This window comes from Burkholderia cepacia (assembly GCF_029962485.1).
Classification (GTDB): domain Bacteria; phylum Pseudomonadota; class Gammaproteobacteria; order Burkholderiales; family Burkholderiaceae; genus Burkholderia.
In genome coordinates this window covers 1,061,088-1,075,294 of record NZ_CP073637.1, presented here as the reverse complement: position 1 = coordinate 1,075,294, position 14,207 = coordinate 1,061,088, and the positions used below count along the sequence as shown (strand labels likewise).

The 14,207-nt window shown below is 68.0% G+C and carries 11 protein-coding genes and 1 other RNA gene; 7 read left to right on the top strand and 5 right to left on the bottom strand.

Features of this window, described 5'->3' with window-relative positions:
• The first annotated feature begins 11 nt into the window (after positions 1–11).
• Both gph and ssrA read left to right on the top strand, forming a co-directional pair.
• Entirely contained in the window at positions 12–725 is a 714-nt protein-coding gene (gene gph / locus KEC55_RS04995; protein WP_282506988.1) for a phosphoglycolate phosphatase, read from the top strand.
• A gap of 17 nt (positions 726–742) precedes the next feature.
• Positions 743–1,112: a transfer-messenger RNA gene (ssrA, locus tag KEC55_RS04990) on the top strand.
• 278 nt (positions 1,113–1,390) lie between these two features.
• Here ssrA and KEC55_RS04985 read toward each other — a convergent pair.
• From KEC55_RS04985 to KEC55_RS04975, 3 genes are all read right to left on the bottom strand, one after another.
• Entirely contained in the window at positions 1,391–1,741 is a 351-nt protein-coding gene (locus KEC55_RS04985; protein ID WP_059235505.1) for a DUF4148 domain-containing protein, read from the bottom strand.
• Positions 1,742–2,104: 363 nt separating this feature from the next.
• Entirely contained in the window at positions 2,105–2,374 is a 270-nt protein-coding gene (locus KEC55_RS04980; protein ID WP_282507484.1) for a hypothetical protein, read from the bottom strand.
• Between the two features lie 101 nt (positions 2,375–2,475).
• Complete coding sequence (locus KEC55_RS04975; RefSeq protein WP_282506986.1) at positions 2,476–3,582, bottom strand: substrate-binding domain-containing protein; 1,107 nt, start codon at positions 3,580–3,582, stop codon at positions 2,476–2,478.
• A 131-nt stretch (positions 3,583–3,713) separates the two neighbouring features.
• On the opposite strand from KEC55_RS04975, the gene KEC55_RS04970 reads away from it, so the two are divergent.
• From KEC55_RS04970 to KEC55_RS04955, 4 genes are read left to right on the top strand one after another with little or no spacing between them, the layout of a single operon-like run.
• Complete coding sequence (locus tag KEC55_RS04970; RefSeq protein WP_282506984.1) at positions 3,714–4,214, top strand: NAD(P)H-dependent oxidoreductase subunit E; 501 nt, start codon at positions 3,714–3,716, stop codon at positions 4,212–4,214.
• Entirely contained in the window at positions 4,211–5,788 is a 1,578-nt protein-coding gene (locus KEC55_RS04965) for a formate dehydrogenase beta subunit (RefSeq protein ID WP_282506983.1), read from the top strand. Before KEC55_RS04970 ends, KEC55_RS04965 begins: the two co-directional genes overlap by 4 nt.
• Before the next feature lie 17 nt (positions 5,789–5,805).
• Positions 5,806–8,757: a formate dehydrogenase subunit alpha gene (gene fdhF / locus KEC55_RS04960; protein ID WP_282506982.1), complete on the top strand. Its 2,952-nt coding sequence runs from the start codon at positions 5,806–5,808 to the stop codon at positions 8,755–8,757.
• 7 nt (positions 8,758–8,764) lie between these two features.
• Positions 8,765–9,016: a formate dehydrogenase subunit delta gene (locus tag KEC55_RS04955; RefSeq protein ID WP_282506980.1), complete on the top strand. Its 252-nt coding sequence runs from the start codon at positions 8,765–8,767 to the stop codon at positions 9,014–9,016.
• Positions 9,017–9,024: 8 nt separating this feature from the next.
• Here the strand turns inward: KEC55_RS04955 and KEC55_RS04950 are convergent, their stop codons facing one another.
• Positions 9,025–10,671 carry an FAD-dependent monooxygenase gene (locus KEC55_RS04950; RefSeq protein ID WP_282506979.1) on the bottom strand — a complete coding sequence of 549 codons (1,647 nt, stop codon included), beginning with the start codon at positions 10,669–10,671 and terminating at the stop codon, positions 9,025–9,027.
• Positions 10,672–10,794: 123 nt separating this feature from the next.
• On the opposite strand from KEC55_RS04950, the gene KEC55_RS04945 reads away from it, so the two are divergent.
• Positions 10,795–12,633 carry a tetratricopeptide repeat protein gene (locus KEC55_RS04945; RefSeq protein ID WP_432626198.1) on the top strand — a complete coding sequence of 613 codons (1,839 nt, stop codon included), beginning with the start codon at positions 10,795–10,797 and terminating at the stop codon, positions 12,631–12,633.
• A 93-nt stretch (positions 12,634–12,726) separates the two neighbouring features.
• Here the strand turns inward: KEC55_RS04945 and KEC55_RS04940 are convergent, their stop codons facing one another.
• Positions 12,727–14,022, bottom strand: a complete 1,296-nt coding sequence (locus KEC55_RS04940; protein WP_176049279.1) for an MFS transporter — start codon at positions 14,020–14,022, stop codon at positions 12,727–12,729.
• Positions 14,023–14,207: the final 185 nt, after the last annotated feature.

Sequence of the window (14,207 nt, the reverse complement as noted above, 5' to 3'; positions counted from 1 at the left end):
TTCCGACCGGCATGACGACTCCCCTTTCGACCGCGCGGGCTGCAGACGAACCGCGCCTGCTGCACTGCGATGCCGTGCTGTTCGACCTCGACGGCACGCTTGCCGATACGGCGCCCGATCTCGCGGCGGCCGTCAACAAGATGCAGCGCGAGCGCGGCCTGCCCGAAACGTCGCTCGACGTGCTGCGGCCGCTGGCTTCGGCCGGCGCGCGCGGCCTGCTCGGCGGCGCGTTCGGCATCGATCCGCACACGCCCGGCTACGAAGCAATGCGCGACGAGTTTCTGACCAACTACGCGACGGATCTCTGCGTGCATACGTCGCTGTTCCCCGGCATCGGCGACGTACTCGACGAACTCGATGCGCGCGGCGTGCGCTGGGGCATCGTCACGAACAAGGCGATGCGGCTCACGGCGCCGCTCGTCGACCTGCTCGGCCTCGCACCGCGCGCCGCCTGCGTCGTCGGGGGCGACACAACGCCGCACCCGAAGCCGCACCCCGCCCCGCTGCTGCACGCTGCCGACCAGTTGACGCTCGCGCCCGCGCGCATCGTCTACGTCGGCGACGACCTGCGCGACATTCAGGCCGGCAGCGCTGCCGGCATGGCGACAGTCGCGGCCGCGTACGGCTATTGCGGCGACGGCGTCGCACCGGCCGACTGGCAAGCGCAGCATCTCGTCGATACGACGCAGGAACTGCGCGAACTGTTGCGCGATGTTGGGCTATAATGTTTGATCTTATCCGCGGGGGCGACCTGGTTTCGACAGGGGTTGTGAAGCGGCTAGGGCATGTCGAGGACCCGTCACCTCGTTAATCAATGGGAAAATCGTAACTGCAAACGACGATACGTTCGCACTGGCAGCCTAACGGCCGCCGTCCTCTGCCTAGTTCACTGACGGGCTAGTGTCGCAAGACCGGTAGCAATACCGCCAGAGGTCATTTACGTCAGTTAAGCCCTGTCGGCGTCGCGACGCCAGGGTCGAAAATCTAGCGAATCGCCGTAGTGCAGCGTGTTCGTCCGCGTCGCTGCGGTTAAATCAAAAGACTGGACTAAACATGTAGAACTAGTCGTGGAGCGCTTCTGGACGCGGGTTCGATTCCCGCCGCCTCCACCAAATTCCGCGCTCGTCGCACGAACCCCGCATGACGCAAGTCTGCGGGGTTTTTTGTTGCCGGCGAAACGCATGCATCCCTCTCCTGCCGAAAAAGCGCCCAGCCACGGACGGGCGGCCGGGCGGAATGCCGCCGGTGCTCCGGCGGCAGGAGGTGACGGATGGTCGGCCGCGCCCGCGCAGCGATTGGCCGCGCCTGACTGCGACCTGCCCGGCTACCGCAATGTCGGGCACGACGCGTCGTCGCACCCGGCGCTCACGCACGCCGAGCGATGCGCGACTTAGCTGCCGCGATACAGCGACTTCATTTCTTCAGCGCTGGCCGGACGCACGCCCATCGCGCGCGAACCCGACGCCGAGGCGCCCTGAGCCTGCGCACCGTAGCCGCTGGCGTCGGCGCCTTGCGCTTGCGCCAGCGCACGCTGCTGCTCTGCAACACGGGCCGTGGCGGCCTGGATCGCTTCCGGATAGTGCGGATCTTCGCCGCGGGCGGAGTTGTAACCGGCCTGCTGGAGCTGGACCAGTTCGGCACGGACCTGCGCGCGGGTGATCGTCGAACCCGACTGGGCGAACGACACGACCGGGGCAACGAGAGCGGCGGCAACGACAACAGCTTGAACGAGCGACTTCATGATGACCTACCTCCAGATTTGTCTGTGTTCGCGGTGAACACCTTGTTCATCGCTGACAAACCGAAGTTTATGTAGGCGGATGCTTAAGAATAAGGCAGGTTTCTGGAAGACATCCTTCCTGGATTTAGGGTTAACCCTAGATAGATTGCCATGACGGCAACGCGTGCAAACGGCGGTTTCGTCCGGCAACCCATTGCATGCAGCCTCGCCGAAAAGCACGAGCCCCGCGAAGCGGCAACGCTTCGCGGGGCTCGAACATGATCAGATCCGGGGACGGCGCTCGTACGCCTGTCGGTCAGGTGGCTTGGCCGTTGCGCGAAAGCACGGCGCCTCACCCGGAGCGCAAACGCGCCGGTCAGCGCATTACTGGGTATCCATCGGGCACTTCAGGTTGCAGCCGTTCGGATCGCCAAGGTCGCCCTTGCGGCGCAACGCCGACTTCTTGCTGCCCTGGTATTTCTGCGACGGCGCCGACGCCGCGAAAGGCATCTGCGGATGTTCGTTCAAACGAAACTGCTCACTCAGGATGCCGCCCGGCACACCCGGGGAATTCTGCGCGAACGCAAACGGCGAAGCGACGACCAGCAGCCCCGCGGTCAACGCTGCCGCGGCGAGGGAAACGGAAAATTTCATGGCGGAATGACGCCTGAACGGCGTGCTTGTTGGAACGTTGATCAAGCGGCAAGCGTAGCGCAAATCCCCCGCTGCTGCAGCGCGGCTCGATCGCGTCCCCGTTACCGGGAGTTGCCGTCCTGCGCGTGCGTGCCGTCGCCGCCGGCCAGCCCGCTCGCAACGCTCGTCAGCGTGCCGCACGCGGCCGGATCGTAGCCGTCCAGATGCGCGACGCGCTCGACGAAACGTGCGTCGCGCAGCAGCGCCAGCACGCCGGCGAGCGGACGTGCGTCGAGCCGCGCGCGTTCACATGCGAAGTAATAGTCCTCGTCGACGACCGGGATGAAATCGAGCCCGAAATGATGGGCGGCCGGCTCGACGCCGAAGCCGAGATCGGCCATCCCGCTCGCGACGAACGCCGCGATCGCCGAATGCGTGAGCTCGGCCGATGCATAGCCGTCGATGCGCTCCGGATCGATGCCGATCGCGCGCAGCGCGAGGTCCAGCAGCATGCGCGTGCCCGACCCCGGCTGCCGGTTGACGAAGCGGATGTCGTTGCGCGCGAGATCCGCGAGCCCACGGACCTGCTTCGGGTTGCCGCGTGGCACGAACAGCCCCTGCTGGCGGCGCGTCAGGTGGATCAGCACATGGCGCGTGTCGTCGAGCCACGGCCGGTAGATCTGCGCGCACTGCGCGCGAAACGCTCCGCGCGGCAGGTGAAAGCCGGCCAGGTCGCATTCGCCGCGCGCGAGTGCCTGTACGGCTTCGACGCTCTCGCGATACTTGATGTCGACGGCGGCCTGCACATCGACGAGCGCGGAGACGAGCGTCGCGACCGCGTAGCCGTGCGACGCGTGGATGCGCACGGCGCCGTCGCGCTGCGCGAGCCGCCGGTTCAGGTCGCTCGCCACTTCGGCCGCCAGCGTGCGCAAATTCCCGTCGAGCCGGCTGCGCGCGAGGCGCTGCGCATCGACGACCGCCTGCCCGAGCGCCGACAACGTCGATCCCTTGCCGCGTGCCGTTTCGATCAGCTCACCGCCGATGCATGCCTCCAGCGCGCGGAGCATGCCCCAAGCGTGCCGGTACGACAGTCCTTTGGCTTGCGCCGCCTGCGCAATGCTGCCCGTGTCGGCCACGAGTTCCAGTAACGGCGCAACGTCCGACAGGCTGGCCGACCGGCCCTCCGTGTCGCGTACGGTCAGATACGCGTCGCATTCGATTCGAATCAATTATGCACTCCGATTTCCTATTGCGACCGCGAAATCTTCCGCTTATCGTTGGTCAAAATCAATCAGAACGAAGTCACGGTGCGCACTATATGAATTTCGAGCGCATATGAGACTTTGGAGGAGCATAACCGATGTCCCCGAATTCCCCTGCGCCCGACGCGCTGGTCGAGCGTCATGCGCGCGCCGGCCAGTCGCTCGTCGCGATCCTGCATGCGATCCAGGACGACGCCGGCTACGTGCCGCCGGGCTGCGTCGCGCCGCTCGCCAAGGCACTCAACCTGTCGCGCGCGGAAGTGCACGGCGTACTGACCTATTACCATCACTTCCGCACCGCGCCGCCCGCGCGTGTGACGATCCAGATGTGCCGCGCCGAAGCGTGCCGCAGCATGGGCTGCGAAACGCTGGCCGCACACGCGGAAGCGCGCACGGGCTGCCGGTTCGATGCAGCGCACGGCGATGCCGCGGCTGCGCACGCGCCGGACGCCGTCGCGCTCGAATCGGTGTACTGCCTCGGCTTGTGTGCGCAGTCGCCGTCGCTGACGGTCAACGGCGTGCTGCACGCGAAGGTCACGCCGGCGAAGTTCGACGCGTTGCTCGCCGACGCGGTCGCCCGCACGCCGGAGGCCGCATGACGACCCGCGTCTACGTTCCGCGCGACTCATCCGCGCTGGCGCTCGGCGCCGACGCGCTCGCAGCCGCGATCGTCGCTGAAGCCGAACGGCGCGGCGTCGCGATCGAACTGGTCCGCAACGGCTCGCGCGGGCTGCTGTGGCTCGAGCCGCTCGTCGAGGTTGGCACGGCCGCGGGCCGCGTCGGCTACGCGAACCTGTCGGCCGCCGACGTGCCCTCCCTGTTCGACGCCAACTGGCTCGACGGCGGCACACACCCGAGCGCCGTCGGCCTCGTCGATGCGCTGCCCTATCTTGCGCGCCAGCAACGCCTCACGTTCGCGCGGATCGGCCTGACCGATCCGCTGTCGATCGACGACTACCTGCAGCACGAAGGCCTCGCGGGCCTGAAGAACGCACTCGCGCTCGACGGCGATGCTGCATGCGAGACGCTGCTCGAATCGGGGCTGCGCGGCCGCGGCGGCGCGGCGTTCCCGGCCGGCATCAAGTGGCGCACCGTGCGCAACGCGCGCGCCGCGCAGAAGTACATCGTCTGCAATGCGGACGAAGGCGACTCGGGCACGTTCTCCGACCGCCTGCTCATGGAATGCGATCCGTACTGCCTGATCGAAGGGATGATCATCGCGGGCATCGCGACAGGCGCGACGATCGGCTACATCTACGTGCGCAGCGAATATCCGCACGCGATCGCCACGCTTGAAGCCGCGATCGTCCGCGCCCGCGAAGCCGGCTGGCTCGGCGACCACGTACTCGGCTCCGCGCACGCGTTCGAGCTGCACGTCGCGAAAGGCGCGGGCTCGTACGTGTGCGGCGAGGAAACGGCGCTGCTCGAATCGCTCGAGGGCAAGCGTGGCGTCGTGCGCGCGAAGCCGCCGCTACCCGCGCTCGCCGGCCTGTTCGGCCAGCCGACCGTCATCAACAACGTGATCACGCTCGCGACGGCGCCCGTGATCTTCGCGCGCGGCGCGGCGTTCTATCGCGACTACGGGATGGGCCGCTCGCGCGGCACGCTGCCGTTCCAGCTCGCGGGCAACATCCGTCAAGGCGGCCTCGTCGAACTCGCGTTTGGCGTCACGCTGCGCGAACTGCTGTTCGACTTCGGCGGCGGCACGGCCAGCGGCCGGCCCGCTCGCGCCGCGCAGGTCGGCGGCCCGCTCGGCACCTACCTGCCCGACCATCAGTGGGACGTGCCGCTCGACTACGAGGCGTATACGGCGATCGGCGCGGTCGTCGGCCATGGCGGGATCGTGCTGCACGACGACACGTCGAACCTCGCCGAGCTGGCCGAATACGCGATGAAGTTCTGCGCGATCGAATCGTGCGGCAAGTGCACGCCGTGCCGGATCGGCTCGACGCGCGGCGTCGAGACGATCGCACGCATCCGCGACGGCGACACGTCGGAGCGTCAGGTCACGCTGCTGCGCGACCTGTGCGACACGATGCTGGCCGGCTCGCTGTGCGCGATGGGCGGCATGACGCCGTACCCGGTGCTGTCCGCACTCGACCATTTCCCCGAAGATTTCGGGCTCGCTGCCGGCAAGGATGCCGCGTCGGGCCCGGTCAAGGCTGCGGCCTGACCCAGAAGGAGCCCTGCATGTCCCTCGACACGAACAACGTCCGCCAAGGCGGCTGCGGCTCGGGCCAATGCGCGTGCAAGAGCGCCGCACAGGCGCGCGAGCGCGACCCGTTCGACGATACCGATTACGGCACGCCGCAACGCCATGCCGATACCGACGTCACGCTCGAAATCGACGGCCAGCCGGTGACGGTACCGGCCGGCACGTCGGTGATGCGCGCGGCGATCGAAGCCGGCGTCAACGTCCCGAAACTCTGCGCAACCGATTCGCTCGAGCCGTTCGGCTCGTGCCGGCTGTGCCTCGTCGAGATCGAAGGCCGGCGCGGTTATCCGGCGTCGTGTACGACACCTGCCGAAGCCGGCATGAAGGTGCGCACGCAGTCTGACCGGCTGCAGTCGCTGCGCCGCAACGTGATGGAGCTGTACATCTCCGACCACCCGCTCGACTGCCTCACCTGCCCCGCCAACGGCGACTGCGAGCTGCAGGACATGGCGGGCGTCGTCGGGCTGCGTGAAGTGCGCTACGGCTTCGACGGCGCGAATCACCTGAAAGACCGCAAGGACGAATCGAACCCGTACTTCACGTACGACCCGTCGAAGTGCATCGTCTGCAACCGCTGCGTCCGCGCGTGCGAGGAAACGCAGGGCACGTTCGCGCTGACGATCGCCGCACGCGGCTTCGAATCGCGCGTGGCCGCGGGCGAAAGCGAATCGTTCATGGCGTCGGAATGCGTGTCGTGCGGCGCGTGCGTCGCCGCATGTCCGACGGCCACGCTGCAGGAAAAATCCGTCGTGCAGCTCGGGCAGGCCGAACACTCCGTGGTCACGACCTGCGCGTACTGCGGTGTCGGCTGCTCGTTCAAGGCCGAGATGAAGGGCACGCAGGTCGTGCGCATGACGCCGCACAAGAACGGCCTTGCGAACGAAGGCCACGCGTGCGTGAAGGGACGCTTCGCCTGGGGCTACGCGACACACAAGGACCGCATCACGAAGCCGATGATCCGCGAGAAGATCACCGACCCGTGGCGCGAAGTGAGCTGGGACGAAGCGCTCACCTACGCGGCGACGCAATTCCGCAAGCTGCAGCAGAAGTACGGCCGCGATTCGATCGGCGGCATCACGTCGTCGCGCTGCACGAACGAGGAAACCTATCTCGTGCAGAAGCTCGTGCGCGCCGCGTTCGGTAACAACAACGTCGATACCTGCGCACGTGTGTGCCATTCGCCGACCGGCTATGGCCTGAAGACGACGCTCGGCGAATCGGCCGGCACGCAGACGTTCGCATCGGTCGGCCAGGCCGACGTGATCGTCGTGATGGGCGCGAATCCGACCGACGGCCATCCGGTGTTCGGCTCGCGGATGAAACGCCGCGTGCGCGAAGGCGCGAAGCTGATCGTGATCGATCCGCGCCGCATCGACGTCGTCGACGGCCCGCACGTGAAGGCCACGCATCACCTGCAACTGCGCCCCGGCACCAACGTCGCGATCGTCAACGCGCTCGCGCACGTGATCGTCACCGAAGGGCTCGTTGCCGACGCATTCGTCGCCGAGCGCTGCGACACGCGCGCATTCGAGCAATGGCGCGAATTCGTGTCGCGCGAGGAGAATTCACCGGAGGCGACCGCCGACGTGACGGGCGTGCCGGCCGAACGCGTGCGCGAGGCCGCGCGCCTCTATGCGACGGGGGGCAATGCCGCGATCTATTACGGGCTGGGCGTCACCGAACACGCGCAGGGCTCGACGACGGTAATGGGCATCGCGAACCTCGCGATGGCGACCGGCAACATTGGCCGCGAAGGCGTCGGCGTCAATCCGCTACGCGGCCAGAACAACGTGCAGGGCTCGTGCGACATGGGCTCGTTCCCGCACGAACTGCCCGGCTACCGGCACATCAGCGACGAGGTCGTGCGCACGCAGTTCGAGCAGGCGTGGTCGGCCACGCTGCAACCGGAACCGGGGCTGCGCATCCCGAACATGTTCGATGCAGCGCTCGACGGCAGCTTCAAGGGGCTCTACTGCCAGGGCGAGGACATCGTCCAGTCGGACCCGAACACGCAGCACGTATCGGCCGCGCTGTCGGCGATGGAATGCATCGTCGTGCAGGACATCTTCCTGAATGAGACCGCGAAATACGCACACGTGCTGCTGCCGGGCTCGACGTTCCTCGAGAAGGACGGTACGTTCACGAACGCAGAGCGCCGCATCTCGCGCGTGCGCAAGGTGATGCCGCCGCTCGCGGGCTATGCGGACTGGGAAGTGACGCTGCTGCTGTCGCAGGCACTCGGCTACGACATGCACTACACGCATCCGTCGGAAATCATGGACGAGATCGCGCGGCTCACGCCGACCTTCTCGGGCGTGTCGTACCAGAAACTCGACGCACTCGGCAGCATCCAGTGGCCGTGCAACGAACACGCGCCGGAAGGCACGCCGACCATGCACATCGATGCGTTCGTGCGCGGCAAGGGCCGGTTCGTGATCACCAAGTTCATTCCGACGCCGGAAAAGGTCACGCAGCGCTATCCGCTGATCCTGACGACGGGCCGCATCCTGTCGCAATACAACGTCGGTGCGCAGACGCGCCGGACCGAAAATGTCCGGTGGCACGAAGAGGATCGCCTCGAGATCCATCCGCACGACGCGCAGGATCGCGGGATCCGGAACGACGACTGGGTCGGCATCGAATCGCGCGCCGGGCACACGGTGCTGCGCGCGCTCGTGACGGAGCGCATGCAGCCGGGCGTCGTGTACACGACGTTCCACTTTCCCGAATCGGGCGCGAACGTGATCACGACCGACAGCTCCGACTGGGCGACGAACTGCCCGGAATACAAGGTGACGGCGGTGCAGGTGCTGCCGGTTGCGCAACCGTCCGACTGGCAGCGCGCGTACGCGCGCTTCAACGCGGAGCAGATCGACCTGCTCGAGCGCCGCGCGGCCACGCCCGACACCGTGACGACAGGCAAGTGAGGCAGCGATGGACCACGAACACCTGATCGACATGGCCAACCAGATCGGCGCATTCTTCGAATCGATGCCCGATCGCGACGAAGCGCTGGCCGGCATCGCCGACCATATCCGACGCTTCTGGGAACCGCGGATGCGCCGCGCGTTTCTCGCCGCGCTCGACGATCCGTCGAGCGCAGGCGCGCAACGCGCCGCACCGATCGTGCGCGACGCGATCGCCGTGCACCGTGCATCGCTCGTGCCCGCCGCCGCGAGCGCCTGAGCTCACCGTTACGCGGACCGCGTCATGCCCGCGAACCAGGTTTCGCAGTGGCGCAGCAGCGCGTTCGCGTCGGTTGCCGTGCGCCCGCGCGCGGCAACATAACCGTCCGGCCGCAGCAGGTAGAACGACGGCCGCGAGCGGCCGTATTCCTGCGCCAGCCCGGCGGCCCCGTCGCCTGCGGTATCGGTGACGCGCCACACGCGCACCGCATCCGGCATGATCCGCTCGAGCCCCTGCACGAGCGCCTGAGCATCGGCCGCGATGGCCGGTACGCCGCCGGCATCTTCATTCACCGGCTCTTCCAGGAGCAACAGCGCGAAGCTCGCCGGATCGTGAAGATCGTATAGCCGCGCCGTTCCCGGTGCGCGGCCAAGCGGCCCGTCGAGCACATGCACGAGTGCATCGGGCGCCCGCTCGCCTGCGCGCGGCCCGCCGTCGAGCACGCGTTCGAGCGTGAGCGGACTCTTCCGGTACTGCACGCCAAGCTCGCTGACCGTGCGCCGCACCGCGTCGCGCATCGGCCCGAACGACGCCAGCAGCGGCACGACATGATCGCGCAGCAACCTCATCGCGCCGCGCTCGGCTTCGACCATCTGCGTGACGAAACCGGTCTGCCGCAACACGTCGCGCTCGATCGGATGGCGTTCCGCGTGGTACGTGTCGAGCAGCCGCTCGGGCGTGCCGGCGCCAAGCACGCGCGCGAGCTTCCAGCCGAGATTGAACGCTTCCTGGATGCCGGTGTTCATGCCCTGCGCGCCGGCCGGGCTGTGGACGTGCGCCGCGTCGCCCGCGAAGAACACGCGGCCGTGACGCAACCGGTCGACCATCCGGCTATGCAGGTGAAAATAGGACGACCACGCGAGATCGCTCGGCGAGATCGATACGCCCGCACGTTTACGCACGATCGCGTCGCACTCCGCGAGCGTCGGCGTCGGCGCATCTGACGACGCGTCGCTGCCGGGCGGACGGTCGGCCACGAGCCGGTAACGGCCGTCGCCCATCGGAAACAGGCCGGCCATGCCTTCGGGCGACGTGAACAGGTGGATCTCTTCGTCCGGCCAGTCGGGTATCGCCGCGAAATCGGCGAGCAGGAACGTCTGTTCGAATGCCTGCCCGGCAAAGCCCAGGCCGAGCAGATGCCTGACCGTGCTGTGCGCGCCGTCTGCCGCGATCAGGTACGACGGCGCGAACGACTCGTCGCGGCCGTCCGCGCAGCGGATCGACACGTCGAGCGACGTGCCGCCCGCGTCGCACGCGGTCAGCGTCGCACCGCGCTCGACCGTCACGCCCAGCCGCGCCAGGTGTTCGGCCAGCAGGCGCTCGGTGATGCTCTGGTCGAGAAACAGCAAATAGGGATAGCGCGTTTGCAGCGGATCGAAATCGAGCCGCGCGATCACGCGGCCGTCGGCGTGCAGCGCGGCCGCATGTGCGCGATGACCGAGCGCGAGAAACGGCTCGACCGTGCGATGCTGCTCCAGCAGTTCGAGCGTGCGCGCCTGGATGCCGATCGCGCGCGAGTACGGCGCGGGCGCTGCGAGGCGATCGATGATGCGCACCGGCACGCGGGCCCGCGCGAGGCTCATCGCCGCGGCAAGACCGGTCGGCCCCGCGCCGACGATCAGCACGGGCGGGATATCGGGCAGTGTGTCAGCCATGAGAACCTCCGCGACCCTGCAAGTCTACGCCGCTCAGCGTGACGGGGCCATATGCCGACCGGCCGAAGCGCGGCCGCGACTCGCGGTGTGGGAAAATACCGGCTTTCCGTCAGTTTTCGCGTCATGGATTCCGTATTCGACCGGGCATATGCCGCACACCGCGCGGGCCGCCTCGCCGAGGCCGAGCACGGCTATCGCAACGCGCTCGCCTCCAACCCCGCCGACGCCGACGCGCTGCACCTGTTCGGCGTGCTGCGGCACCAGCAGGGCCAGCATGCCGAAGCAGCCGATCTCGTCGGCCGCGCGGTCGCGCTGCGCCCGGACGATGCCGCGCTGCAGCTCAATCTCGGCAACGCGCTGAAGGCGCTCGGCCGACTCGACGAAGCGATCGACCGCTTTCGCAACGCGCTGACGCTCGCGCCCGAATTTCCGCTCGCGCACTACAACCTCGGCAACGCGTATGCGGCACTGCAGCGTCACGACGATGCGATCGATGCGTTCGGCCGCGCGCTGCGGCTCACACCCGATGACGCATCGATTCACAACAATCTCGGCAACGCACTGAACGCGCTCGGCCGCCACGACGACGCGCTCGCCGCGTTCGGTCGCGTGCTCGAACTGCGACCCGGGCATGCGGGCGCGCACAACAACCTCGCGATGGCGCTGAACGCGACCGGCCGCGCCGACGACGCGATCGCGCACTTCCAGGCCGCGATCGCCGCGCAACCGCGTTTCGTCGCCGCGCATTTCAATCTCGGCAACACATTTGATGCGCTCGGCCGGCATGCCGACGCGGCAGCCGCGTTCGAAGCCGCGCTCGCGCTGCACCCGCCGTTTCCGCTCGCGCTGTTCGGGCTCGCGAACGCCCTGTGCGCGCAGGCGCGCCACCGCGACGCGCTGCCCTACTACGAGCGCGCCGTCGGTCTCGATCCGTCGTTCGGCCTCGCGTGGCTGAATCTCGGCAACGCGCATCACGCGCTCTGCGCACACGAGATGGCGCTGCGCGCATTCGACCAGGCGCTGCGCGTCGCGCCCGATCTCACGCTCGCGCGGTTGCACCGCGCGGTCACGCTGCTGACGCTCGGCGACTTCACGCGCGGCCTGCCTGCATACGAAGCGCGCCACGACACGCCGGGCGCCACACCGCTCGGCACGCTGCCGCGCTGGCAAGGCGAGCCGATTGCGTCACGCGCGCTGCTGATCCGCGCGGAACAGGGGTTCGGCGACACGCTGCAGTTCGTCCGCTTCGTGCCGCTTGCCCGCGCGCGCTGCGCGCACGTCGTGCTCGAAGTCCAGCCGGAACTCGTGCCGCTGCTGGCGCCGGCCGCGTCGCGCTGGCGCGTGACGCTCGTCGCACAGGGCGCTGCCAGGCCGCCTGCGGCGGATGTCGCCTGCACGCTGATGAGCCTGCCGTTCCTGCTCGGGCTTCAACCGGACGACATCGTCGGCGGCTCGCGCTACCTCGACGCGCCCGACGGTGCCCGGCGGCGCTTTCGCGGCTCGCTCGGCGGGCAGTCGAAGCGCAAGTTCGGCCTCGCCTGGTCGGGGCGCCGGCAGGCGCAGGAAAACCGCTCGATGCCGTTCGATGCGCTCGCACCGCTGCTCGCGCTGCCGGACATCGACTGGATCGTGCTGCAACCGGCCCTCGACGACGACGAACGCATGCGCGTCGACGCGCATCCGCGCGTGCATCGCCTCGACGGCCGGCTGAACGACTTTGCCGATACGGCCGCGCTGATCGAGCGGCTCGACGGCGTCGTCACGATCGACACGGCCGTCGCGCACCTCGCGGGCGCGCTCGGCAAACCGCTGTGGGTCATGCTGCCGTTCGCGCCCGACTGGCGCTGGTTCACCGGCGACGACTGCCCGTGGTATCCGCAGGCCCGGATCGCCCGCCAGCCCGCGCCGGGCGAATGGCTCGACGTCGCGGCCACGGTCGCCGGCAAACTGCGCGAAGCCTGAACGCAGACAAAAAAGGGAGCGCGTAGCGCTCCCTTTTTCAATGTGATCCGCGCGGCCCGTGCCGCGCGTTTTGGCGGGATGCAACGGCGCCCGTCAGGCCGCCTTGTACTGGTTGCGTGCCTCGGTCGTGCGATACAGCACGAGCGTCGCGATCAGCCCGCAGATAGCCGCCACGCTCAGCCACAGCCCCGGCGCCGCCTTGTTGCCCGTCTGGTGAATCAGCAGCGTCGAGATCGCGGGCGTGAAGCCGCCGATCGTCGTCGCAAGGCTATACGCGAGCGAGAAGCCGGCCGTGCGCACGTCGGCCGGCATCACTTCGGTCAGTGCGACGACCATTGCGCCGTTATACGACGCATACAGGAACGACAACCACAGCTCGACCGCGAGCAGCCGCAGGAACGACGGATCGCCGACGAGCCACAGCACGGCCGGGTAAGCCGTCAACAGCGTCAGCACGGTGAACGCGATCAGCACCGGGCGGCGGCCGATGCGGTCGGACAGCGCACCGGACAGCGGCAGCCACACGAGGTTCGAGATACCGACGCAGACGGTCACGACCAGCGCGTCGAGCGACGACAGGTGCAGCACTTCCTTGCCGAAGGTCGGCGTATAGGCGGTGATCATGTAGAACGACACGGTCGTCATGATCACCATCCCCATGCCGGCAACCACGACGCCCCAGTTGTCGAGCATCGAGCGCATGATCTCGCCCATCGTCGGACGATGACGCTTCGCGAGGAATTCGTCGGTCTCCTTCAGCGAACGGCGAATCAGGAACAGGAACGGCACGATCAGGCAGCCGATCAGGAACGGAATGCGCCAGCCCCACGCCGTCATCTCCTCGGCCGGCAGCGCGCGGTTCAGCAGCACGCCGACGAGCGCGGCGAACACGACGGCCACCTGCTGGCTACCCGACTGCCACGACGTATAGAACCCCTTGTGCCCCTTCGTCGCGATCTCCGACAGGTAGACCGACACGCCGCCGAGTTCGACGCCGGCCGAGAAGCCCTGCAGCAGCCGGCCGAGCAGCACGAGCACCGGTGCGAGCACGCCGATCGTCGCGTAGCCCGGTATCGCGGCCACCGCGAGCGTGCCGATCGCCATCAGCCCGAGCGTCAGGATCAGCCCCTTTCGGCGGCCGTGATGGTCGATGTACGCGCCGAGCACGATTGCGCCGACCGGCCGCATCAGGAAGCCCGCGCCGAACACCGACAGCGACAGCATCAGCGACGCGAATGCGTCGCCGCTCGGGAAGTAGGTTTTCGCGATGGCCGACGCGTAATACCCGTAGACCATGAAGTCGTACATTTCCAGGAAGTTGCCGCTGACGACCCGGAACACGGTGCGGACTTTCGATTCCTGCGCGATGGCGTGTGACGCTGTGGACATGTTTTTCTCGCTCAGCTCGGATGGCGCGGATTCGCGCCGCATGGACCCGGCGATGCGCGACGCGCCTGGCCGGCGCGCACGGGCATCGGTGCCCTCCGGCGGCGCATCGCACAACGATGCGTGCACCGGTATGGTCCGCGAATGATGCCACGCGAAGCCGACATTTGCCTTGTAGCGCCGCTGTC